Raw genomic sequence first — 21,478 nt, forward strand, 5'->3', positions numbered from 1 at the left:
GCCTGATCAGGCCGACACCCACACGTGTCCGTCTTCGATGCGCGTCGTGAACGCGCTGACGGACTTGTCGGGCGCTTCGAGGCACTCGCCCGTGCGCAGATCGAAGTGATGCTTGTAGATCGGCGAAGCGACGACGACGCGCTCGCCGAGGCTGCCGATCAACCCGCGCGACAGCACGGCCGCCTGCGAAGCGGGGTCGAAATTGTCGATGGCATAGATGCCGCCGCGCTCGCCTTCGACGCGAAACACGGCCACCTGCTCGCCGTTGACGAGCGCGCAGACGCCCGTGTTCGGCACGATTTCGTCGAGCGCGCAGATCGAAGTCCAGGTGATCGGCAGACGGTCGTTGTTCATGTCGTTCTCCGTTATATCGGTGAGTGAGGGTTAGACGGTTTCCGCGGACTCGGGCAACTGCTCGACGACGACGGGAATGCGCACGGGCCGCTGCTGCCGTTCGTCAGGCGTGGCCGGACGGATCTGGCCGCGCGTCGCGACGAAGCTGATGTTGTCGTCGGCGTTCTCGCTGTTGACGAAGTGGCGGAAGCGCTTGCGCGTTTCAGGGTCCGTGACGGCCTTCTTCCATTCGCATTCGTACGTCTCGACCACATGCTGCATTTCCGCTTCGAGCTCGGCGGCAAGGCCGAGCTTGTCGTGGACGATGACGTCCTTCAGGTAATCGAGGCCGCCTTCGAGGTTTTCGCGCCATACGCTCGTGCGCTGGAGGCGGTCCGCCGTGCGCACGTAGAACATCAGGAAGCGGTCGATGTAGCGGATCAGCGTCTCGCGATCCAGGTCCGACGCGATCAGTTCGGCATGACGGGGCTTCATCCCGCCGTTGCCGCACACGTACAGATTCCAGCCCTTCTCCGTCGCGATGATGCCGACGTCCTTGCTCTGCGCTTCCGCGCACTCGCGCGTGCAGCCCGACACCGCGAACTTGAGCTTGTGCGGCGAACGCAGACCCTTGTAGCGGTTCTCGATATCGATCGCGAGACCAACGGAGTCGTCGACGCCGTAGCGGCACCACGTCGAGCCGACGCACGATTTCACCGTGCGCACTGACTTGCCGTATGCATGGCCCGACTCGAAGCCCGCCGCGATCAGTTCTTCCCAGATCGACGGCAACTGCTCGACGCGTGCGCCGAACAGGTCGACCCGCTGTCCGCCCGTGATCTTCGTATAGAGGCCATATTTCTTCGCGACCTGGCCGACGGCGATCAGGCCTTCGGGCGTCACTTCGCCGCCCGGCATGCGCGGCACGACGGAATACGTACCGTCGCGCTGAATGTTCGCGAGGTAGTAATCGTTCGAATCCTGCAGGCTGGCGTGTTCCTTCTTCAGCACGAACTCGTTCCAGCACGAAGCCAGAATGCCGCCGACGGCCGGCTTGCAGATATCGCAGCCGAGACCGTGGCCGTGCTTGTCGAGCAGCGCGCCGAAGGTCTTGATGCGCTCGACGCGCACGAGGTGATACAACTCCTGGCGCGAAAACGGGAAGTGCTCGCACAGATGATTGTTCACGGCAAGGCCCTGCTTCTTCATCTCGGCCTTCATGACCTGCGTGACGAGCGGCACGCAGCCGCCGCACGCCGTACCTGCCTTCGTCGCGCTCTTCACGTCGCCGATGGTCGTCGCGCCCGCGCAGACGGATGCGCAGATCGCGCCCTTCGAGATGTTGTTGCACGAGCAGATCTGCGCGCTTTCCGGCAGTGCGTCGACGCCGAGCGCGGGCTTCGCATTGCCGTCCGTTTGCGGCAGGATCAGGAATTCCGGCGACTCGGGCAACTGGATACGGTTCAGCATCATCTGCAGCAGCGTGCCGTATTCGCTCGCGTCGCCGACCATCACGCCGCCGAGCAGATACTTGCCGCAATCCGACACGACGAGCTTCTTGTACACCTGCTTGCGCTCGTCGCTGAACTGATACGTACGGCTGCCCGCCGTCGATGCATGCGCGTCGCCCAGGCTCGCGACATCGACGCCCATCAGCTTGAGCTTCGTGCTCATGTCGGCGCCTGCAAATGCCGCCTCCTGTTCGCCCAGCAACTGCTTCGCCGTCACGCGCGCCATTTCATAGCCCGGCGCGACAAGCCCGAAAATCTGGCCGTTCCACAACGCGCATTCGCCGATCGCGTAGATATCGGCATCGCTGGTGCGGCAGTGATTGTCGATCACGATGCCGCCGCGTGCGCCCACTTCGAGACCGCACGCGCGCGCGATCTCGTCGCGCGGACGGATCCCCGCCGAGAACACGATCATGTCGGTGTCGAGATGGCTGCCGTCCGCGAACTGCATGCGATGCGTGCCGTCTTCACCGTCGACGATCTCCAGCGTGTTCTTCTGCGTATGCACGGTCACGCCGAGTTCTTCGATCTTGCCGCGCAGCATCTTGCCGCCGCCGTCGTCGACCTGCACCGCCATCAGACGCGGCGCGAATTCGACGACGTGCGTTTCGAGGCCCATGTCGCGCAACGCCTTCGCGCATTCGAGACCGAGCAGGCCGCCGCCCACGACGACGCCCGTCTTCGAACGCGCGCCGCATTCCTGCATCGCTTCGAGATCTTCGATCGTGCGGTAGACGAAGCAGTCCTTGCGGTCCTTGCCGGGCACGGGCGGCACGAAGGCGTACGAGCCGCTCGCGATCACGAGCTTGTCGTAGGCGAGCGTTTCGCCCGTCGAGGTCGTGACCGTGTGCGCGTCGCGATCGATCGATACGGCTTTCGCGTTCAGGCGCAACACCATGTCGTCGCGCTCGAAGAAACCGGGCGCGACGAGCGACAGGTCGTCGGCGGACTTGCCCGAGAAGAACTCCGACAGATGCACGCGATCGTAGGCGGGACGCGGCTCTTCGCACAGCACGGTGATGTCGGGGCGCGCAGCGCTTTGCTCCGCGAGGCATTCGAGCAGTTTGTGGCCGACCATGCCGTGGCCGATAACGATGACTTTCATGTCGCCGATCCTGTCAGAGAGGGGATTCATTGATTTAATTCGTTGCGCCGAGTGCGGCTTCGCGTGCGGTGTGCTCGGCGGAGAAGCGCACGGCGATGGCGCAGATCGCGGATGCCGTGACCAGAGCGCCGAGCGTCAACAGCGTTTGATGCAGATCGCCCATGCCCTTCGCGAGAAAGCCCGCCGCGACCGCGCCGACATTGCCGCCCGCGCCGACGATGCCCGCCACGCCGCCGAGCGCCTTGCGGTCGATGAACGGCACGAGCGCGTAGGTCGCGCCGCAGGCCATGTGCGTGAAGAGACCGAACAGCAGCATCGCGAGCACGGCGAACGCCGCGTGATTCGCCTGCGAGAACAGCAGCAGGCCCGCGCCTTCCCCGGCGATCAGCGCGAACAGCAGCATCGAGCGCGCGGACAAGCCGCGGCGCTTTGCGCCCCAGTCCGACAGCAGGCCGCCGAGCGGACGCGCGAAGATTGCGAGCAGACCGAAGCTGCCCGCCGCGAGACCGGCGTCGCGCAGCGAGAGCTGGAAGTGATCGACGTAGTAGATGGCCGCGACGTTGTGGATGAACACTTCGACACCGAAGCACGCGGCGTAGGTGACAAACAGCATCCACACGCGGTAGTTGCGAGACGCCGCGAGCAGGCTCGCCCAGCCGCCTTTCTTGCCGCTATCGACGGAAATGCCGCGCGCGCGCAGTTCGCTGAAATTGCCTTGCGGGCAGTCCTGCGTGAAGCGCCAGTAGAGCGCGGCCATCACGGGCATCGCGAGGCCGGGCAGCACCAGCGTGAGACGCCATGCATCCGCATTGCTCGCGCCGAGTGCGACGATGCCGGCGAGCATCAGCGGCACCAGCATCTGCGCGGCGCCTGCGCCTGCATTGCCCCAGCCTGCGCTCGTCGCGTTTGCCGTGCCAACCACATTGCCCGCGAACATCACCGACGTGTGATATTGCGTGATCACGAAGCTCGCGCCGACGGCGCCGATGCCGAGCCGGCACAGCAGGAACGCGGTGTAGCTGTGCGCGAGCGCCGCGCCGAGCACGGGCAGCGCGCCGAGCGTCATCAGCGCGACGTAGACCTTGCGCGGGCCGAAGCGGTCGCACATCGGGCCGACGATCAGACGCACGAGAATGGTGATCGCAACGGCGGCGATGTTGATGTTCGCTACCTGATCGGCCGTGAGATGAAACTCCTGTTTGATGAGCGGCATCAACGGCGCGCACGCGAACCACGCGAAGAAGCAAACGAAGAACGCCATCCACGCGAAGTGGAACGCGCGCATGGCGGGCGTGCGCCAGTTGAGCAGATCGATCGAGGTGGCTTTGTCGGCTTTTTCGGCGATGTCGGTCATGTTCCGGGCCTGTAAACGACTACGGCGTCCCGCGAATCGGGTGCGAGACCAGATCCAGGGGACGCCGTTGTCCAAAATTCGTCGGTGCTTGGGGGTTGCTGCTGTTCGACTCGTCGTTGAGTCGACACGGGAGAGTTAAGGCAAGGTGTGTGCCATGTGGGCGCTCAATGCCCGAGCGGCTTGCTGGGCCTGGGATTGCGGCGCTTTTTTGTGAAAGATCGCACGGGCTCACGATGGTTCAACGTGATGCCTCGGGGCACTGCGCTGGTGCGGCGCAGCACTGCGGGAGGGCGTGTTGGCTGTGCCGGATTGGTGATTTGCCTGAAGCAGGACAGGTCCCTACCCCTCCCGCGCCTCTCTCAACTCCGCCGCAATAAAATCCACGAACGTCCGTATGCGCGCCGACATCTGGTGCCTCTGCGAGTACACCGCAAAGATATCGGCGCCCGGCGTCTCATACGCAGGCAACACCTGCACGAGCCGCCCATCCGCGAGATATTCATTGATGTCCCACTCCGCGCGCATCAGAATGCCGTGCCCTTCGAGCGCCCACTTAACGGCAATCTCGCCATCATTAGTCGTCAGATTGCCGTTGATGCGCACCGCCTCCGTCTTGCGCGCGGCGCCGCGCCCCGTCGTCAGCCGCCACACGCCATACGCTTCGTCGCCCTGCCGGATGCCGATGCAGTTGTGCCGCACGAGTTCGTGCGGCGCGAGCGGCTCGCCATATTCGGCGATATACGAAGGCGCCGCGCACAGCAGCCGTCGATTCGCTGCGAGCCTGCGCGCGACGACCCGGCTGTCGGGCGGCTCGCCGAAGCGGATGCAGACATCGAAGGCATCGTCGGTGAGCGGCGGCGGCGTCACCGATAGCTGCAGTTGCACCGCAACCTGCGGATAGCGATTGACGAAGCGTGAGATGGCCGGCGCCACATGACTGCGCCCGAAGCCGAGCGTCGCGTTCACCCGCAACAATCCCTTCGGGCTCTTCTTCGCGCTGCCCAGCAACTCGGACAGCGCATCGATCTCGTCGAGTATCCGGCGTGCGTGCTCCAGATACACCTCGCCCTCGGGCGTCAGCATCATCCGGCGCGTCGTCCGGTTGACGAGCGGCACGCCCGCGCGCTGCTCCATCTGCGTCAGCCGCTTGCTCACGGCGGCGGGCGTCAAGCCCAACTCGCGTGCCGCGGCGCTCAGGCTGCCCGATGCGGCCAGCGTCGAAAAGAAGCTCAGATCGGTCGGTTGAACGGTGTCGGTCACGGCGCGATTTGTGAATTTAAGTTAAAGATGCTTTGAGTCTAGCACCGGTTACTGCGTTCCAAGTTGGGTAAAGTCGGCTCCATTCCAAATTGATCTGTGAAGGAGTGAGACATGAAGAGCTATCGCATTGCGACGATTCCCGGCGACGGCATCGGCAAGGAAGTCGTGCCGGCGGGCAAGGAAGTGCTCGAAGCGCTGGCGCGCGCGAGCAACACCTTCCGCTTCGAGTTCGAAAATTTCGACTGGGGCGCCGACTACTATCGCCAGCATGGCGTGATGATGCCCGCCGACGGTCTCGATGCGATCCGCGACAAGGACGCGATCCTGTTCGGCTCGGCGGGCGATCCCGATGTGCCCGATCACGTGACGCTGTGGGGCCTGCGCCTGAAGATCTGCCAGGGACTCGACCAGTACGCCAATGTGCGACCGACCCGCATCCTCCCCGGCATCGACGCGCCCCTCAAGCGTTGCAAGCCCGAAGACCTGAACTGGGTGATCGTCCGCGAAAACTCCGAGGGCGAATATTCCGGCGTGGGCGGCCGCGTGCATCAGGGCCATCCGATCGAAGCCGCGACCGACGTCTCGATCCTCACGCGCGCCGGCGTCGAGCGCATCATGCGCTTCGCGTTCCGTCTCGCGCAGTCGCGTCCGCGCAAGCTGCTCACCGTCATCACGAAGAGCAACGCGCAACGTCACGCAATGGTGATGTGGGACGAAGTCGCATTGCAGATTTCGAAGGAGTTCCCGGACGTCAAATGGGACAAGGAACTCGTCGATGCGTCGACGGCGCGCATGATCAACCGCCCCGCGTCGCTCGACACCATCGTCGCGACCAATCTGCACGCCGACATCTTGAGCGATCTTGCCGCGGCGCTCGCGGGCAGCCTGGGCATTGCGCCGACGGGCAACATCGATCCCGAGCGCCGCTATCCGTCGATGTTCGAGCCGATCCACGGCTCCGCGTTCGACATCATGGGCAAGGGCCTCGCGAATCCGATCGGCACGTTCTGGTCGATCGTGATGCTGCTCGAACACCTCGGCGAATTCGAAGCGGCAAAGCGTGTCATGTCGGCGATCGAAACCGTCACGGCCGATACGTCGCTGCATACGGGCGACCTCGGCGGCACGGCGACGACGGCGCAGGTGACGGCGGCCGTGTGCGCGCTCGTCGAGAAATTGGCGGTGGCTGCATAACGCACGCGCCACAAGGCTTCGCGCACACAACAACAACTGACCGTAAACGGCAGACGACGCGCGAAGCCCCGATCGTGCCGGCATCGACCGGCTAACCTCCAAGGAGGAGACACATGCAAGCGGAACTCGAATCGCGGGTAGCGCGCAAGCTCATGTGGCGGATCATTCCGTTCGTGATGCTGCTCTACTTCGTCAGCTTCCTCGATCGCGTCAACGTCGGCTTTGCGGCGATGACGATGAACAAGGCAATCGGCCTGTCGCCGACCGCGTTCGGCCTGGGCGGCGGGCTGTTCTTCATCGGCTATTTCCTGTTCGAAGTGCCGTCCAATCTGATCCTGCATCGCGTGGGCGCGCGCCTCTGGATTGCGCGCGTGATGGTGACGTGGGGCATCGTGTCGGCGGCCTCGGCGTTCGTGACGGGTCCGACCAGCTTCTATGTGCTGCGCTTCGTGCTGGGCGTCGCGGAAGCGGGCTTCTTTCCGGGCATCATTCTCTATCTGAGCCTCTGGTTTCCGGCGAAGCAGCGCGCGGCGGCGGCCGCATGGTTCATGGCCGCCGCGCCGATTTCGACGGCCATCGGCTCGCCGCTGTCGGGCGCGATCATGCAGATGCCGCCGATGTTCGGCCTCGCCGACTGGCAACTGCTCTACATCATCGAGGCGCTGCCCGCCGTCGTGCTCGGCTTCGTGGTGCTGAAGTTCCTCACCGACACGCCCAACAAAGCCCACTGGCTGCAGGACGACGAACGCGCATGGCTGATCGCGAAGCTCAAGTCGGAAGCCGACGAGCGCAAGGGCCATGCGGGTCACACTGCGGGCGCCTTGAGCGCGCTGCGCGATCCGCGTGTGCTGGCGCTTGCGCTGATCTATTTCGGCACGTCGGCGGGCTTGTACACGCTTGGCTTGTGGGCGCCGCTGATCGTCAGGCAGTTCGGCTTCAGCGCGCTGCAAACAGGGCTGCTTACAGGGATACCGAGCATCCTCGCCGTCATCGCGATGGTGCTGTGGGCCAGGCACTCCGACAGGACGGAAGAACGCACGTGGCACGTCGTGATTCCCTGCGCGCTGGCCTGCGTCGGCTTCGTCTTCGCCGGTCAGGCGGGCACGGCGTTGCTGATCGTGCTCGCGCTCGTGGTCGTCAACGTCGGCATCAGCGCGGCCAAAGCGCCGCTGTGGGCAATGCCCAGCAAGTTCCTCTCCGGTGCGGGCGCCGCGGCAGGTATCGCGATGATCAACTCCGTCGGCAATCTTGGCGGCTTCGTCGGGCCATTCGCGATCGGCTGGCTCAAGAACGTGACGGGCGGCTATTCAGCGGGGCTTTATGTGGTCGGCGCGACGCTGGCGGTGTCGGCTGCCGTCACGCTGCTGCTGAGCCGCAAGGCCGCACAGCAAACGGCGACAGTTTGCGTGCGGCACGATCATTGATCGCCTGTGTGCCAATGTATGCCTGGGCCCGCTTCGGCGGGCTTTTTTCTTGCATGCCCCAAAGCTGATCCGATTCGCCGCATGGATTGCTCGTTTTCGAACTTTCCTGATAGCGCGCCTGCCACCCGCTATTCCGCCTGGTCCGCCTGTTCCCATTGAGCCAGCAGTTCGGGCGGAATCGCTTTGACCACATCGACGTAACGCTTGCCGACAAACTGCTCCGCGCGTTTGAGCAACACCGGGATCGGACTGCTCGGCTCGTGCTGCTCGAACCACAGGCGTGCTTCACGGATCAGGTCGAGCGCTGCATGACGATCAGAAGCGCTGGCGGCCATACGCGATGTCATGGGTTCGGACGATGTGCTCGCGTCGCTTTCATCAAAGGTAATCGGTGCTTCGGCCAATGCTGCGTGCTCCTGTTCGTCCTGGTTCTCCCGTTTTGTGCCGTGCGCTTCCTCGAGGGCGTCGTGTGCCGCGCGACTTCCGGCAGGCGAGGCAACGTGGCCAAGAATGCGTTTGAGTGCGGTCAGATCCGGTGCGTAGAGGCTCAGATGCACACGGCACCAGCCTTCGATCGAGGCCAGACTCTCCAGCGCGTCGTCGAATCCCGTCAGGACGGAGCGATGCCGCATGCGCAGTTCCTCGAGTTGCCGCGTGACCGAATCGGGTGACAGGGCGTCTGACGGTCGTGGATGGGCGAACGCCCGCTCCACGTCCCTCACCTGCAATCGGGTAGCCGTCGACCGTGTGAGCGCGATCTCACGCAGATCGGACAGAAGGCCATGGGTGTCGGTGAGCGACTGCAAGGCATTCATGCGGATTTCGAACGCGGCCTCCCGGTCTTCGTCGACGTCGGGTTGCGGATGGATCGCCTCAGGCCACGCGGCAAGCCACGCAGCAAGCAGTGCAAGGCCTTCGGCGAGACCCGCAGCGCCCTTCAGGCGTGTGCAGCAGCGTGTGAACAGGACCGCGAGGCGGATATCCTTGCTGCGCATCATCAGCCGCCGGCAGTCGCGATCCACGTCGGTCCAGTTCACCGGTTCCGGCACGCCAACAAAATCGCCGTACTGCGCTTCCGTCTTTGCGGCCACGGCCGAGGCCAGGACCACGAATTCCGGGTCGTACTCGAGGTCTGCACCGCACTGCATACCGTCCTTGACGGGAGACATCCAGTCATGGCTGTGGTGCGGCTCCCTCGTCGTGTTCTTTTGTGACTTCTTGCTGTTCTCGGAACTCATTGGTCAACCTTTGTGTATCAGAGTGCGGGTATGCCGCGTCAGTTGCCCTCGCGCGTACCCATGCGAACGGGCCAGCGGGCGATGAGCCCGCGTTGCATCGAGTGCAGTTCAGTCTGCGTGAATGCACTGAGAGATTCATGGCTGGAGAGGAAGCGCTCCACGATCAGTCCGAGCAGGTATGGACTGGCGCCTGAGAAACCGGTCTCATCGACCGTCAGGGTGTACTCCACCCCACGACCGAATACCAGCGGACCCTCGCGGGTGAGCATGCGTTCGACCGGCCCGGACTTCGCGCCGATCAGGCCTTCTATCTGACGCAGCATTCCGTTGTCGCCGTCGGGCAGATGCAGACGAAGAAGATCACGTAATGCCTTGCCGCCATCGCGATGGCTCATATCGCTGATGGGCAGGTTCGCAAAGTTCAGCAGTCGCACGAGACGCCAGGGCACTTCGCGTTCGACCCAAGGCGGCCGTGGCGGACTGGGCGGCCGCACGAGCCCCACGGACGCAATGACGTTGTCGTCCCCGCCTTCGAGATCATTCACGCCGTTGCGCGGCACGAGTAGAGGCAAATCGCGGTTGGTCACCCAGGCCTCGGCCGTGAGATAGCGCAGCGCCCCACTCCACGGTGCATTTTGCTGATCGACGAGGGAAACGAACAGTTCCGTACCGATGTAGGACGTGCGTGTGCCAGCGCGTTGGGCGGAGCCCGATATCACCCGCTGTTCGCGGCGAGTCGTGAAATACCGGCCGTAGTTGCGCCTGTCGTTGTTCAGCGTCGCAAACATCGGCCGGAATTCGTGCCCCGGGGACGTGGGTGTTTCCTGTGCGATGACGCGGTCAATCGAAAACACTTCGTAGTCGAGTGGATCGATCCGCGACGGGAATAGCAGGGTGTCCGTGCTCCCCGGTGAAATGCCGATCTGGTCGGTACGCCTGGAAAACAGGTTGATCGCGGGTGTGCAGAACAGCGCCAGCCGCGCTGCATCCATCACACCGGCGAGCTTTTCCGCGCTGCGGTCCAGCAATACCACCACCTCGACTGCGTGTCCCCGGATACGGCTGAACCCTTCCTTTAGTCCCGTCAACGTGAAGAAATAGAACTGGTTTGGGCACGCGAAATACTCGCGCAACAGGTCGTACGCGTGGAATTTCGACCAGCTCATCGGCAACAGCCCCTCGTCGACACCCAGCCCCTCATGCGCAAGCGGACGGGATGTCACAACGGACGGTGAGCGGCCATTGGTGTCGAATTGTCCCGGCTCGCCGATAACGAGCGCGACGGCGCCGGCGTGCAGCAGTTCAAAAAGATGAGAGGCGAAGTGTTCGTCGCCTGCCAGATACACGGGCAGGCGGTCCAGCCCCTGCAGGCCGGATATCGGCGATGTGTCTGTGGTGCGAAAACGAATGCGCAATGCGCCCCGCACGTGCCGTTCGGCCGAAACATACCGGTCGATTCCCTGTATGTCGGCCGGGATGCCCGTGAGTCTCGCGTCGCTGATTTCAAGCGGATAAAGCGCTACATCGCGGGCGCTGCGGAACTGACATGCCGTCCTCTCGCCAGCGGCGACACGCGCCTTGAACATGGTACCGCGCGGCACAGTGTGTCCATTGGGCGCATTGGGCGCATTGGCATCGACGGCGCGCGGATATACGCGTGCCACCGCGATCGACGGCGTCGGAGCGACATAGCCTGGGCAGAGGGCGTCCATCAGTTGCGCAGCAAACTTCGGAAACTGCGCGTCGAGCTTGGTCTGCGTGCGTGCCGCCATCTGGCAGAACGACTCAATGAGGAACCTCACATACGGATCGCCACCCGTGGCCCTCTGCGTACCCAGACGCGCAGCGATTTCCGGATGTTGCTGCGCGAACGCCCCGCCCTGTTCACGCAGCCGGACCAGTTGTCCGTTGAAATATTCAAGCAACTTTGGGTCCATTCAGGATCTGTCTTCTGAGCAACACGTTGTTCACTTCAACCCGCTCGCCTGCCCGTCACATGGAGCTGGCCCGTCTCCAGATCCAGCGTGCTTTGCACCGTGAATTCCAGTGGATAGGGATCGAGCTGGATCTCTCCATGAATTTCAAAAGAGAGGTTGTTATAGCGGCTTCCGTCGGTTCCTTTCAGCCGGGAAATGCTGAGTGTTTCCGGGATCAGGCGCGGCTCAAAATCGAGAATCGCACGGAGAATATCCCGCTCGATGTCCACCCACGCGCGCGACGCAGCGTACTCGCCGGTCAGCGGGGGAACACCATAATTGATCGTGGATGCGGCTGCTTCCGGGTACTGCTCACGGTCAATCTCCTTGCCGAAATTAGTCGTGTTCAGGAGATACGCCAGGTCGCGCAGGATGACGTCGCGCATCTGGGTGCGTGTCACCGCATATTCGCCTGGGCTCTCGTGCAATCGATGAGGCGCATGATCGGCCAGACGATCAAGTAGCGTCGGCATCAGATAGCTGTTCTGACGGCGCGGCGCGCGCGTGACCAACGGCTCAGTTTTCCGGCGTTGCTTCATTGCGCTTCCCCGTTGTCTTTTGTCTCAGCTGCGATGCGCTCAGATGCTGCCGGCCGCCAATGATCGTTGTTGTGCCCACTGCTCATGAGTTGTCCGCGCTCCTGTTTCTGGGATGTGCTGCCCAATTCCATTACGGGACTGTCAATCGACAGCGTATGGTGTTCGCGCCGGGTGAGCGCAGGCGGAAATACGGTTCTGACGCGCCCCTTCACCAGATATTCCGGCGGCGCGAACAGCCTGAGAATCTCTGGAGCACGGTCGCAGTCTTCATCCCGCGTCATCGCGTTTGCAACGAGGGACCAAACGCCTCATCGACGCTTTCTATATCCGGAAACAGGCCCGATATCGCTGCGCCTGTGGTGTGGCCCTCTTCCTCGCGAGGTGTGTCGATCATCCTGTCAACGCTAACCGACCGGCTCGAGGGTACCCATGTGCCCGGCATCAGCGGTTCCTGCCAGTCGAGCGCTTTGCAATAGCGAACGTACAGATCATCGAGCAGGTGGTCACTGTCCGCTGGTGCTGAACGGGATAAATTCTGCTCATGAAGGGATTCCCGACCGCCGTCAAGCCGCGAACCCAGCAGGTCAAAAATCGTCCCATCGTGGGCATGGGTGTCGTTCCTCAGGTCTGCACCCGTATCGGGGTTTCCATCCGCAAACTGTCCGGCAGTCGTCGTACGAGCAGATTGCGGCGACCCCGCGGACTCAAGGCCGTCGCTCACGTCTGCCGGTTTGGGAAAGAATCTGCTTACTAGCCGCATGGGAGATCTAACCTGTCCGTGGGATACCGTGTACGTTTGCACCAAAGACCAGATTAGTACACAACAGGACACAAGATGTCCACATCAATTGGACCTGCATCATACGCAATGCTTAGCAAATAGAGTTGCATCGCGTACGTAAGAAAATCCACTACATGGTTAGTAAAACTACTACATCGTTTAGCATTAAACCATGAATAGTCAAATATATCCCTCTAAAATCTTCCACATACTCTGCATCCCGAAATATTTGGGTATTACACTTATTCAAACAAGATCGCGAGCGTTTTCCAGACGCGCGACTCGTGAACCTGAATCTCACAACAAGTCGAAACCATGTCCATTTCACGCCGGGCGCTGTTTGGCAAACTCGGGATCACCCTATTTCGCAGCATCGAATCGGCAACCGCTTTCTGCAAACTCAGGGGCAACCCTTTTGTTGAGCTGGCTCACTGGCTTCATCAGATGCTGCAACTGCCGGATAGCGACCTGCATCGGATCGTGCGGCATGCCGGTATCGATCGTGACGCGCTTGAGCGCGATATCACGCGCGCACTGAATACATTGCCCGCGGGTGCCAGCTCGATGTGTGACTTCTCATATCACGTTGAACTGGTGATCGAGCAAGCATGGGTTCTCACGTCACTCGAGATGAGGGAGCGGAGAATTCGCGGCGCATGGCTGATTGCCGCCGCCCTGAATACACAGGAGTTGCGGCGCGTGCTGCTCTTCATCTCGCCAGCATTCAGCCGCATTCCGCACAATGATCTGGCAAACACCTTGTTACCGTGGGTCGAGGGCTCGCCGGAAGACAGCGATGCACCCCATGACAACAGCGGGTTCTCGTCAGCCGTCCCTGGTGAAGAATCGCAAGCTGTTGCGGGACCAGTGTGTGGTGGATCGTTCGAGCAGTATTGCCAGGATCTGACAGCGCGCGCGAGGGCGGGTGAAATCGACCCCGTTGTCGGCCGTGAACTCGAGATCCGCACGATCATCGATGTGCTGCTTCGCCGAAGGCAAAACAATCCGTTGCTCACCGGCGAAGCGGGCGTGGGAAAAACTGCCGTCGTCGAGGGGCTGGCGCTTGCCATCAGCGAGGGGCAGGTTCCGCCTCAGCTTGCCGACATTCGTCTGATGGCGCTAGACGTTGGCGCGCTGCTCGCCGGCGCAAGCATGAAGGGGGAGTTCGAGGCGCGCCTGAAAGGTGTGCTGGAGTCCGCCGCGAAGTCGCCCGTTCCCATCGTGCTGTTCGTCGATGAGATTCATACGCTGGTGGGTGCGGGTGGACAGGCCGGAACGGGAGACGCGGCGAATCTGCTCAAACCTGCATTAGCGCGCGGTACTGTCCGAACCATTGGCGCCACCACCTGGGCGGAATACAAGCGGCACATTGAAAAAGACCCGGCGCTCACGCGCCGCTTCCAGGTGCTGCAGGTTCCTGAACCCGAAGAAACCAAGGCGATAGAGATGGTGCGAGCGCTTGCTGGCACCTTCGCCTCGCATCACCGCGTCATCCTGCGCGACGAGGCAATCCGTGCCGCGGTCGAACTCTCGCACCGCTACATTCCTTCCCGGCAATTGCCCGACAAGGCGATCAGCCTGCTCGACACAGCCTGCGCACGGGTCTCGCTGTCGCAGCATACCGCGCCGCGCGAACTCCAGGATGTGCGTCAACGCCTTGCTGCAGCGCGAGTCGAACTCGACATGCTCGAGCGCGAATCCAGGATCGGCCTTGACGTGACCAGTGCCATCACCGCGACGCGTGCACGTATCGATGACCTCGCGATTGAGGAACATGCAGTCGAAACGAACTGGAATGTACAGGCAGCCGCCTCAAAGGCGCTTGGCGCCGCACGGGGGACGGCTATCTCCGAGGCGCGACAGGATGGTTCGGGACACAGCGGTGGACACGCCAGACTTCACGAACTCGAAAAGACGCTGCGTGAACTTCAGGGTGAAACCCCGCTGGTATTCCCGGAAGTCGACGAAGCGATCGTCGCCGCCATCGTCTCCGACTGGACGGGAATTCCAACTGGGCGCATGGTCAAGGACGAGATCGCCGCTGTGCGCTCGCTGCCTGCGACGCTTGCGGAGCGTGTCATCGGACAGACGGACGCGCTGGCGCAAATCTGCGAACGTGTGCAGACTGCGCGCGCCGGACTCGCCGACCCCAAAAAGCCGCTCGGGGTGTTCCTGCTTGCGGGGCCGTCGGGTGTGGGCAAGACAGAAACCGCACTGGCGCTTGCAGAAGCGCTGTACGGTGGCGAACAGAGCCTCATCACGATCAACATGAGCGAATACCAGGAGGCACATACGGTCTCCGGGCTCAAGGGTGCGCCTCCGGGCTATGTCGGCTATGGCGAAGGCGGTGTGCTCACGGAGGCGGTTCGCAGGCGCCCTTACTCCGTCGTGCTGCTCGACGAGATCGAGAAGGCCCATCGCGATGTTTACGAGCTGTTCTTTCAGATCTTCGACAAGGGCTACATGGAAGACGGCGACGGCCGCTTCATCGATTTCCGAAACACGACGATCCTGCTCACGAGCAATGCCGGCTCGGAATTCGTTACGGCCCTGTGCGCGGATGAGGCCCTGTCACCTGACATGGACACGTTGCGTGCCGCGCTTGCGCCCGAACTCCTCAAGACGTTTCCAGCCGCGTTTCTGGGACGCATGGCCGTCGTGCCTTACCGGCCGCTCGCAAGCGCAACGCTCGCCGGCATCGTGCGCCTGCATTTGGACCGTGTCGTGCGCCGGATCGCCGACACCCAGGAGATCGCACTGACCTACAGCGAGCGCGTCGTCGACTACGTCGTGGGGCGGTGCCTGGTCGGGGAGACGGGTGCACGGGTACTGACGGGATTCATTGAGCAGCACATTCTGCCGCGATTGTCCGGGTTATGGCTCGACGCACTGGCTGCGAAACATACCCTTATGTCGATTGCCGTCGATGTGCATGACAGCACGCTCGCCCCTGCGCAGGCACTTGCCTTTGTCGCGCAACCTGAGGTTCCCTCTTACGTTCCGATAGAACCGCTTCACTAAACGGCTCACCTTTTTCCCTCTAAGGAGACCATGCATGTCCGCTACAAACAGTTCGCAGAAGTTCATCGCGCGCAACCGTGCCCCGCGCGTCCAGATCGAATACGACGTCGAGGTGTACGGATCCGAAAAAAAGGTCGAACTCCCGTTCGTCATGGGCGTGCTCGCCGACCTCTCGGGCAAGCCTGTCGAGCCTCTGCCGGCTGTCGCCGATCGTCGTTTCCTGGACATCGACATCGACAATTTCGACGAGCGCATGAAGGCGATCAAGCCGCGTGTGGCGTTCGCAGTGCCGAATACGCTGACGGGCGAAGGGCAACTGATGGTCGACATGACCTTCGAAAGTATCGAAGACTTCTCACCTGCGGCCGTCGCCAGCAAAGTGGGGGCGTTGCGACAACTCCTCGACGCACGCACGCAACTCGCCAACCTGCAGACGTATATGGATGGCAAGTCGGGCGCCGAAGCGCTGGTCAATCAGTTGCTCACCGACCCGGCCCTTCTGAAGGCGCTCGCCTCCGCACCGAAACCCGCAGTCAGGGACGACGCAGCCGGTAACACTGCCGACTGATAGCAGGCTGGCGATACTTTCTAGCGCTTACGCCATACCCATCACACTCAGGATACCGAAGGATAATCATGGAAACTTTGCAGGAACAGCAGTCCGTCCGCGCAGTCCATCAGCAGGACGATTTCTCAAAGCTGCTTGAACAGGAATTCCGTCCAAAGACGGAGCGTGCGCGGGAATCCGTCGAATATGCTGTGCGCACGCTGGCCGAACAGGCGTTGCTGCAATCGGCCACGATCAGCGACGATGCGTACAAAAGTATTGAAGCGATCATCTCGCAGATTGACACGAAGCTCTCCGAACAGATCAACCTGATCATCCATCACGACGATTTTCAGAAGCTCGAATCGGCATGGCGTGGCCTGCACCACCTCGTCTCGAACACCGAAACGGACGAGCGTCTGAAAATCCGGTTCATGGACGTCTCGAAGGAAGAGTTACGCCGCACGATGAAGCGCTACAAGGGACTCGCCTGGGACCAGAGCCCGCTCTTCAAGCAGATCTACGAAGAGGAGTACGGTCAGCTGGGCGGCGAGCCGTACGGCTGCCTCGTGGCCGATTACTACTTCGACCATACCCCTCCGGACGTGGATCTGCTGGGCTCGATCGCCAAGATCGCCGCTGCGGCACACACACCGTTCATCTCGGGCGCATCGCCGTCGGTGCTGCAGATGGAGTCGTGGCAGGAACTCGCCAATCCGCGCGACCTGACGAAGATCTTCACGCAGAACCTCGAATATGCGCCGTGGAACTCGCTGCGCAATAGCGAGGACGCCCGCTACATCGGTCTCGCGATGCCGCGCTTCCTTTCGCGCCTGCCGTATGGCGCGCGCACGAACCCGGTCGACGAGTTCGACTTCGAGGAAGAGACGAACGGCCCGGATCACCGCAACTATGCATGGGCGAACGCCGCATATGCGATGGGCGTGAATATCAACCGCTCGTTCAAGCTGTACGGCTGGTGTTCGCTGATCCGCGGCGTCGAGTCCGGCGGTACGGTGGAAAACCTTCCTTGCCACACCTTCCCGACCGATGACGGTGGCGTCGACATGAAGTGCCCGACGGAAATCGCGATCTCTGACCGGCGTGAAGCCGAGCTGTCGAAGAATGGCTTTATTCCGCTCGTCCACCGCAAGAATACTGACAACGCGACGTTCATCGGCGCGCAGTCGGTGCAGAAGCCCGCCGAATACCAGGATCTCGACGCCACGGCGAACGCCAACCTGTCGGCTCGCCTGCCTTACCTGTTCGCCTGTTCGCGCTTTGCGCATTACCTCAAGTGCATCGTGCGCGACAAGATCGGTACGTTCCGCGAGCGCGAAGACATGCAGCGCTGGCTCAACGAATGGATCATGAACTACGTGGATGCGGACCCCGCCAACTCGTCGCAGGAAACCAAGGCCCGCCGCCCGCTGGCCGCGGCCGAAGTTGTCGTGGAAGACGTCGACAGCAGCCCTGGCTATTACCAGGCGAAGTTCTTCCTGCGTCCGCACTTCCAGCTCGAAGGCCTGACGGTATCGCTGCGTCTCGTTGCGCGCCTGCCGTCCGTGAAGGTCGCGGCGTAATCGTCGTCGCCGTGGCGACCGTCGGCAAAGTCGGCACGGATATCGTCCCTCATCGTCCCTGATAGGTACCGCGTTCGCGGTCAGCAGCCCTGGAGAAACTCAAGATGGCGCATCATCCGCATCACAAGCACCTTCATCAGCGGAAAAGCACAGAGCCTTCGTTCAATGTCGACACGGATGACCCCGTGATCCGTGCATGCGAACACCAGTGGGATGCGCATAAAAGCGATTGCAGCGGATTCGTGCGGGCCGTCGCCACCGAACTGGGCATCAGTCTCAGCGGGAATGCCAACCAGCTCGTTGCGTTGATGAACTCCTCGTCCCAGTGGCGCGACCTCGGCACAGATGCAAGTCAGGCGATGAGCTATGCCAACAACGGTTATCTGGTCGTGGCAGGCCTGGCTACGTCCGGACACGGCCACGTTGCCGTTGTCGTTCGCGCGAATAGCTCGGTTCCGATTGCGTACTGGGGAAAACTGCATTCAGTCGGGCGCAAGCACGCCAGCATCCATTATTCGTGGAACGCTCATGATCTAAAGCATGTGAGTTATTTTGCTCGCACGGTCTGAATACCCTTTCACGCATTCGCGGCATTTCGTTAGCACAGACAAGACTATGACGATCAATCAGAAAGTTTCCACGATGACTGCTGTGCTCATGGGTGTCCTGCTGGCACCTTTGCCTGTCTGGTCGCAACCGTGCAAATTAGTCGAGATGAAGGTGACTGGCCAGACAGCGCGAGCAAAGAACGTCTCGATAGATCTTGGCGAGGCCTCGCCCGCAGACCCGTCGTCGCCGGTTGTCTACCAGGGACCTCCACGCATTCGCGTCGGCAGTGGAGCAACCTGCACGGCGAGCAGCGATGTCTCGCTCATCGAAGGCAAACAATGGCTTGCTCGTGACAAGGTCTACATTTCGACCTTTTCGGGAAGCGAGAACGTTGTGTTTGCAGTCGATGCGAGAACGTGCCGGACCGTCTGGAAGAGCCCCGTGTTTGAAGGGGAATCGGCGCGATATCGCAACGGCGCACTGATCATGGACAAAAAGCGAGTCCGGCTTGACAAAGCCTGCTTGCCGGTTCGCTGACAAAAGAAAGCGTTGTTGAAGTAATAGAAGTCCCTAATAACTTAGGAGTACACATATGGCACAGGATATTTTCCTTAAGATCACCGGTATCGACGGCGAAGCGCCGGACGCTGCCCACAAGAATGAAATCGAAGTGGCCAGCTGGAGCTGGCAGATCTCGCAACAGTCGAACATGCACACGGGCTCGGGCGGCGGCGCCGGCAAGGCGAGCGTCGAGGATCTTGCATTTGACCATATGGTCGACCGTGCGAGCCCGAACCTGATGAAGTACTGTCTGACGGGCAAGCATATCGACCAGGCCGTGCTGACCATTCGCAAGGCAGGCGGGAACCCGCTCGAATACCTCAAGATCACGATGAACGACGTCATCGTTACGCAGGTAAGCCCGGCAGGCAGCAACAACGATGACGGCATCCGCGAACACGTTCGTCTATCGTTCGCGAAGGTCAAGCAGGAATACGTCGTCCAGAACGCCCAGGGCGGTAGCGGCGGCGCAGTAACGGCCAGCTTCGACATCAAGGGCAACAAGGAAGCCTGATTTTTCCTCTTCGGCAGATCCCGGTCTCGTGCCGGGCCTGTTTCATCAATTCACTCGCCCGTACTTTTCGATGCTGATGTCTACCCGAGCTGCCATGATGGCCTGCACGCTGGGTTTAGCCGCGTGCACAAGCGATCCGTCGAAGGGCGTCCATGAGTCTGTCAGGCTCGACCTGTCGATCGCGGCTTCGTCAGGCGTCAACCCGGACGACGAGAAGCGGGCCGCGCCTGTCGTGGTTCGCGTCTATGAGTTGAAGAATGCCGACGCATTCAACAGCGCGGATTTCTTCTCCCTGCAGGACAAGGACAAGGTGATGCTCGCCGACGATCTCGTCGTGCGTGACCAGTTCCAGCTGCGCCCCGGCGAACACAAAACCATTCAGCGCGACGCGGACCAGGCAACGACGATGCTCGGCGTCATTGCTGCCTATCGTGACCTGCCCAACTCCGTCTGGCGGGCAACGTGGGCCGTGCCGACCTCGCCAGCGGCTGCGTGGTACCGCTTCAGCCCGAAGTTGAAGCTGACCATCGATCTTGAGGCGAACGCCGTCAGGATCACCGACACAACGAACAGCAAATAACAGAAGGACTTCAATGAGCTGGCACAACAAGGTCGCCTGGAGCGAAGGCCTGTTCCTGCGGCCGCAGCTTTTTCAGCAGCAGGAGCGCTATCTCGAGCAGTTCGCACACCGGCGTGCCGCTCCGCTCTCACCGTTCTTCTTCGGTTTTTCGCATTACTCGATCGACCGCGAGGCACTCGCGCTCGGCAAGGTAATCATCAAATCCGCGAGCGGCGTATTCGCGGACGGCACGCCATTCGACGCGCCGGGCAGCACACCGCCTCCCGCGCCCCTGACGATACGCCAGGAGCATCTCGATCAGGTCATTCACCTTGCGGTGCCAATCAGGGTTCCGAATGGCGAGGAGACCACGTTCGAGAATAGCCCGGATTCGCTCGCGCGCTACAGTGTCTTCTCCACGGAGCTGCGCGACACGAACTCCGTCGGCCAGGGTGCCCGCGCGGTACAACTCGCGAATCTGCGCCTGCGGCTCGTGCCCCAGAAGGAAATGACCGATGCGTGGATCGGCCTGCCGCTCACGAGAGTCGCCACGTCGCGCGCCGACGGCAGCATCGAACTCGACGAATCGCTGGTCCCGCCCGTCAGCGGGTATGGAGCAAGCGAGCTCCTGACGAGCTGGCTCGGAAAAGTTCACGAGCTCACGCGGCTGCGCGCCGACGCACTCGCGAGGCGTCTGACGGGATCCGACGGCAAGGCAGGCTCCGTCGCGGAGGTCTCGGACTACCTCCTGCTTCAGACCCTCAACCGCTATGAGCCGCTGCTGCAGCATCTGCGCCGCGTGCCGACGACCTCACCTGCCGGGATCTACGCGATGCTGCTCAGCATGGCGGGGGAGCTGTCGACGTACGTGCGGCCCGAAACACGCCGGCCGCTTGATTCGCATCCGGCCTATCAGCACATCGAACCACATGTCTGCCTGAAGCCGCTCGTCGACGATACGCACTGGCTGCTCAACGCCGTGCTTGTGCGCAGCGCGCAGAGCATCCCGCTCAAGGACACCGGCTATGGCATGCGCAACGCCGTGGTTGATCCGGCGGAGCTCCGCAGTTTCAGCGCTGTTGTGCTGGCGGTGGCCGCGCAGCTTCCCGCAGATGCGCTCGTCCAGCAGTTCTCGACCCAGGCAAAGGTCGGCCCCTCGGAACGTCTCCCGGATCTCGTTCGCTCGCACCTTCCCGGCGTCACGCTGCAGTCGCTGCCCGTTCCGCCGCGCCAGATTCCATTCAATGCGGGCTACGTCTACTTCGAACTTACCCGCAGCGGTGCCCTGTGGGAATCGATCGTGGAGCACGGTGGTATCGCCCTGCACGTGGCGGGTGATTTCCCTGGGCTCAAGCTGGAACTCTGGGGTGTGCGCCAGTAACGCAGATAACGGGACGCGGACACGACGGTCTCGTGTCCGTGGCGCAAA

19 protein-coding genes are annotated in these 21,478 nt (G+C 62.0%); 10 read left to right on the plus strand and 9 right to left on the minus strand.

The window, feature by feature from the left end; genetic code table 11:
* Nucleotides 1-6: 6 nt before the first annotated feature.
* The 4 genes from nirD to FRZ40_RS37965 all read right to left on the minus strand — a co-directional run bounded on the left by nirD (nucleotide 7) and on the right by FRZ40_RS37965 (nucleotide 5,563).
* Complete coding sequence (nirD, locus tag FRZ40_RS37950) at nucleotides 7-354, minus strand: nitrite reductase small subunit NirD (RefSeq protein ID WP_147237621.1); 348 nt, start codon at nucleotides 352-354, stop codon at nucleotides 7-9.
* Between the two features lie 30 nt (nucleotides 355-384).
* Entirely contained in the window at nucleotides 385-2,949 is a 2,565-nt protein-coding gene (gene nirB / locus FRZ40_RS37955) for a nitrite reductase large subunit NirB (RefSeq protein ID WP_147237622.1), read from the minus strand.
* 34 nt (nucleotides 2,950-2,983) lie between these two features.
* Nucleotides 2,984-4,303, minus strand: a complete 1,320-nt coding sequence (locus FRZ40_RS37960; protein WP_035541734.1) for an MFS transporter — start codon at nucleotides 4,301-4,303, stop codon at nucleotides 2,984-2,986.
* Between the two features lie 339 nt (nucleotides 4,304-4,642).
* A complete protein-coding gene (locus FRZ40_RS37965) occupies nucleotides 4,643-5,563 on the minus strand; it encodes a LysR substrate-binding domain-containing protein (protein ID WP_147237623.1) in 921 nt (306 codons plus the stop codon).
* A 111-nt stretch (nucleotides 5,564-5,674) separates the two neighbouring features.
* On the opposite strand from FRZ40_RS37965, the gene FRZ40_RS37970 reads away from it, so the two are divergent.
* Together FRZ40_RS37970 and FRZ40_RS37975 are read left to right on the plus strand one after the other, a co-directional pair.
* Nucleotides 5,675-6,757: a tartrate dehydrogenase gene (locus FRZ40_RS37970; protein ID WP_147237624.1), complete on the plus strand. Its 1,083-nt coding sequence runs from the start codon at nucleotides 5,675-5,677 to the stop codon at nucleotides 6,755-6,757.
* Nucleotides 6,758-6,870: 113 nt separating this feature from the next.
* Nucleotides 6,871-8,181 (plus strand): MFS transporter, encoded by a 1,311-nt coding sequence (locus tag FRZ40_RS37975; protein WP_028366216.1) that lies wholly within the window; start codon nucleotides 6,871-6,873, stop codon nucleotides 8,179-8,181.
* Nucleotides 8,182-8,309: 128 nt separating this feature from the next.
* Here the strand turns inward: FRZ40_RS37975 and FRZ40_RS37980 are convergent, their stop codons facing one another.
* Genes FRZ40_RS37980 through FRZ40_RS38000 form a run of 5 tightly spaced genes read right to left on the minus strand, consistent with a single transcriptional unit; the run spans nucleotide 8,310 to nucleotide 12,655 of the window.
* Entirely contained in the window at nucleotides 8,310-9,419 is a 1,110-nt protein-coding gene (locus FRZ40_RS37980) for a type VI secretion system protein TssA (RefSeq protein WP_147237625.1), read from the minus strand.
* 38 nt (nucleotides 9,420-9,457) lie between these two features.
* A complete protein-coding gene (gene tssF, locus FRZ40_RS37985; protein ID WP_147237626.1) occupies nucleotides 9,458-11,356 on the minus strand; it encodes a type VI secretion system baseplate subunit TssF in 1,899 nt (632 codons plus the stop codon).
* 35 nt (nucleotides 11,357-11,391) lie between these two features.
* Complete coding sequence (gene tssE, locus FRZ40_RS37990; protein WP_147237627.1) at nucleotides 11,392-11,934, minus strand: type VI secretion system baseplate subunit TssE; 543 nt, start codon at nucleotides 11,932-11,934, stop codon at nucleotides 11,392-11,394.
* Nucleotides 11,931-12,215: a TagK domain-containing protein gene (locus tag FRZ40_RS37995; protein ID WP_147237628.1), complete on the minus strand. Its 285-nt coding sequence runs from the start codon at nucleotides 12,213-12,215 to the stop codon at nucleotides 11,931-11,933. Before FRZ40_RS37995 ends, tssE begins: the two co-directional genes overlap by 4 nt.
* Nucleotides 12,212-12,655 carry a hypothetical protein gene (locus FRZ40_RS38000; protein WP_147237629.1) on the minus strand — a complete coding sequence of 148 codons (444 nt, stop codon included), beginning with the start codon at nucleotides 12,653-12,655 and terminating at the stop codon, nucleotides 12,212-12,214. The genes FRZ40_RS37995 and FRZ40_RS38000 overlap by 4 nt, the downstream gene beginning before the upstream one ends.
* Nucleotides 12,656-13,030: 375 nt before the next feature.
* On the opposite strand from FRZ40_RS38000, the gene tssH reads away from it, so the two are divergent.
* The 8 genes from tssH (at nucleotide 13,031) to tssK (ending at nucleotide 21,430) form a co-directional block, all read left to right on the plus strand.
* Entirely contained in the window at nucleotides 13,031-15,736 is a 2,706-nt protein-coding gene (tssH, locus tag FRZ40_RS38005) for a type VI secretion system ATPase TssH (RefSeq protein ID WP_147237630.1), read from the plus strand.
* A 34-nt stretch (nucleotides 15,737-15,770) separates the two neighbouring features.
* Nucleotides 15,771-16,304 carry a type VI secretion system contractile sheath small subunit gene (gene tssB, locus FRZ40_RS38010; protein ID WP_147237631.1) on the plus strand — a complete coding sequence of 178 codons (534 nt, stop codon included), beginning with the start codon at nucleotides 15,771-15,773 and terminating at the stop codon, nucleotides 16,302-16,304.
* A 68-nt stretch (nucleotides 16,305-16,372) separates the two neighbouring features.
* On the plus strand, nucleotides 16,373-17,866 hold the full coding sequence (gene tssC / locus FRZ40_RS38015; protein ID WP_147237632.1) for a type VI secretion system contractile sheath large subunit: 1,494 nt from the start codon (nucleotides 16,373-16,375) through the stop codon (nucleotides 17,864-17,866).
* 104 nt (nucleotides 17,867-17,970) lie between these two features.
* Nucleotides 17,971-18,435 (plus strand): NlpC/P60 family protein, encoded by a 465-nt coding sequence (locus FRZ40_RS38020; RefSeq protein ID WP_147237633.1) that lies wholly within the window; start codon nucleotides 17,971-17,973, stop codon nucleotides 18,433-18,435.
* A 46-nt stretch (nucleotides 18,436-18,481) separates the two neighbouring features.
* Complete coding sequence (locus FRZ40_RS38025; protein WP_147237634.1) at nucleotides 18,482-18,952, plus strand: hypothetical protein; 471 nt, start codon at nucleotides 18,482-18,484, stop codon at nucleotides 18,950-18,952.
* Nucleotides 18,953-19,007: 55 nt separating this feature from the next.
* Nucleotides 19,008-19,490: an Hcp family type VI secretion system effector gene (locus FRZ40_RS38030; RefSeq protein WP_028366207.1), complete on the plus strand. Its 483-nt coding sequence runs from the start codon at nucleotides 19,008-19,010 to the stop codon at nucleotides 19,488-19,490.
* Between the two features lie 70 nt (nucleotides 19,491-19,560).
* Nucleotides 19,561-20,070, plus strand: a complete 510-nt coding sequence (tssJ, locus tag FRZ40_RS38035; RefSeq protein ID WP_028366206.1) for a type VI secretion system lipoprotein TssJ — start codon at nucleotides 19,561-19,563, stop codon at nucleotides 20,068-20,070.
* A gap of 13 nt (nucleotides 20,071-20,083) precedes the next feature.
* A complete protein-coding gene (gene tssK / locus FRZ40_RS38040; RefSeq protein ID WP_147237635.1) occupies nucleotides 20,084-21,430 on the plus strand; it encodes a type VI secretion system baseplate subunit TssK in 1,347 nt (448 codons plus the stop codon).
* The last annotated feature ends 48 nt before the right edge of the window (nucleotides 21,431-21,478 follow it).

Origin of the sequence: Paraburkholderia azotifigens (assembly GCF_007995085.1) — a bacterium.
GTDB classification, from domain to species: Bacteria; Pseudomonadota; Gammaproteobacteria; order Burkholderiales; family Burkholderiaceae; genus Paraburkholderia; species Paraburkholderia azotifigens.

Coding starts and splice junctions, on each gene's coding strand:
- nirD (WP_147237621.1), bottom strand. CDS start 354: ATGAACAACGACCGTCTGCCGATCACCTGGACTTCGATCTGCGCGCTC.
- nirB (WP_147237622.1), bottom strand. CDS start 2,949: ATGAAAGTCATCGTTATCGGCCACGGCATGGTCGGCCACAAACTGCTC.
- FRZ40_RS37960 (WP_035541734.1), bottom strand. CDS start 4,303: ATGACCGACATCGCCGAAAAAGCCGACAAAGCCACCTCGATCGATCTG.
- FRZ40_RS37970 (WP_147237624.1), top strand. CDS start 5,675: ATGAAGAGCTATCGCATTGCGACGATTCCCGGCGACGGCATCGGCAAG.
- FRZ40_RS37975 (WP_028366216.1), top strand. CDS start 6,871: ATGCAAGCGGAACTCGAATCGCGGGTAGCGCGCAAGCTCATGTGGCGG.
- FRZ40_RS37980 (WP_147237625.1), bottom strand. CDS start 9,419: ATGAGTTCCGAGAACAGCAAGAAGTCACAAAAGAACACGACGAGGGAG.
- tssF (WP_147237626.1), bottom strand. CDS start 11,356: ATGGACCCAAAGTTGCTTGAATATTTCAACGGACAACTGGTCCGGCTG.
- tssE (WP_147237627.1), bottom strand. CDS start 11,934: ATGAAGCAACGCCGGAAAACTGAGCCGTTGGTCACGCGCGCGCCGCGC.
- FRZ40_RS37995 (WP_147237628.1), bottom strand. CDS start 12,215: ATGACGCGGGATGAAGACTGCGACCGTGCTCCAGAGATTCTCAGGCTG.
- tssH (WP_147237630.1), top strand. CDS start 13,031: ATGTCCATTTCACGCCGGGCGCTGTTTGGCAAACTCGGGATCACCCTA.
- tssB (WP_147237631.1), top strand. CDS start 15,771: ATGTCCGCTACAAACAGTTCGCAGAAGTTCATCGCGCGCAACCGTGCC.
- tssC (WP_147237632.1), top strand. CDS start 16,373: ATGGAAACTTTGCAGGAACAGCAGTCCGTCCGCGCAGTCCATCAGCAG.
- FRZ40_RS38020 (WP_147237633.1), top strand. CDS start 17,971: ATGGCGCATCATCCGCATCACAAGCACCTTCATCAGCGGAAAAGCACA.
- FRZ40_RS38025 (WP_147237634.1), top strand. CDS start 18,482: ATGACGATCAATCAGAAAGTTTCCACGATGACTGCTGTGCTCATGGGT.
- FRZ40_RS38030 (WP_028366207.1), top strand. CDS start 19,008: ATGGCACAGGATATTTTCCTTAAGATCACCGGTATCGACGGCGAAGCG.
- tssJ (WP_028366206.1), top strand. CDS start 19,561: ATGCTGATGTCTACCCGAGCTGCCATGATGGCCTGCACGCTGGGTTTA.
- tssK (WP_147237635.1), top strand. CDS start 20,084: ATGAGCTGGCACAACAAGGTCGCCTGGAGCGAAGGCCTGTTCCTGCGG.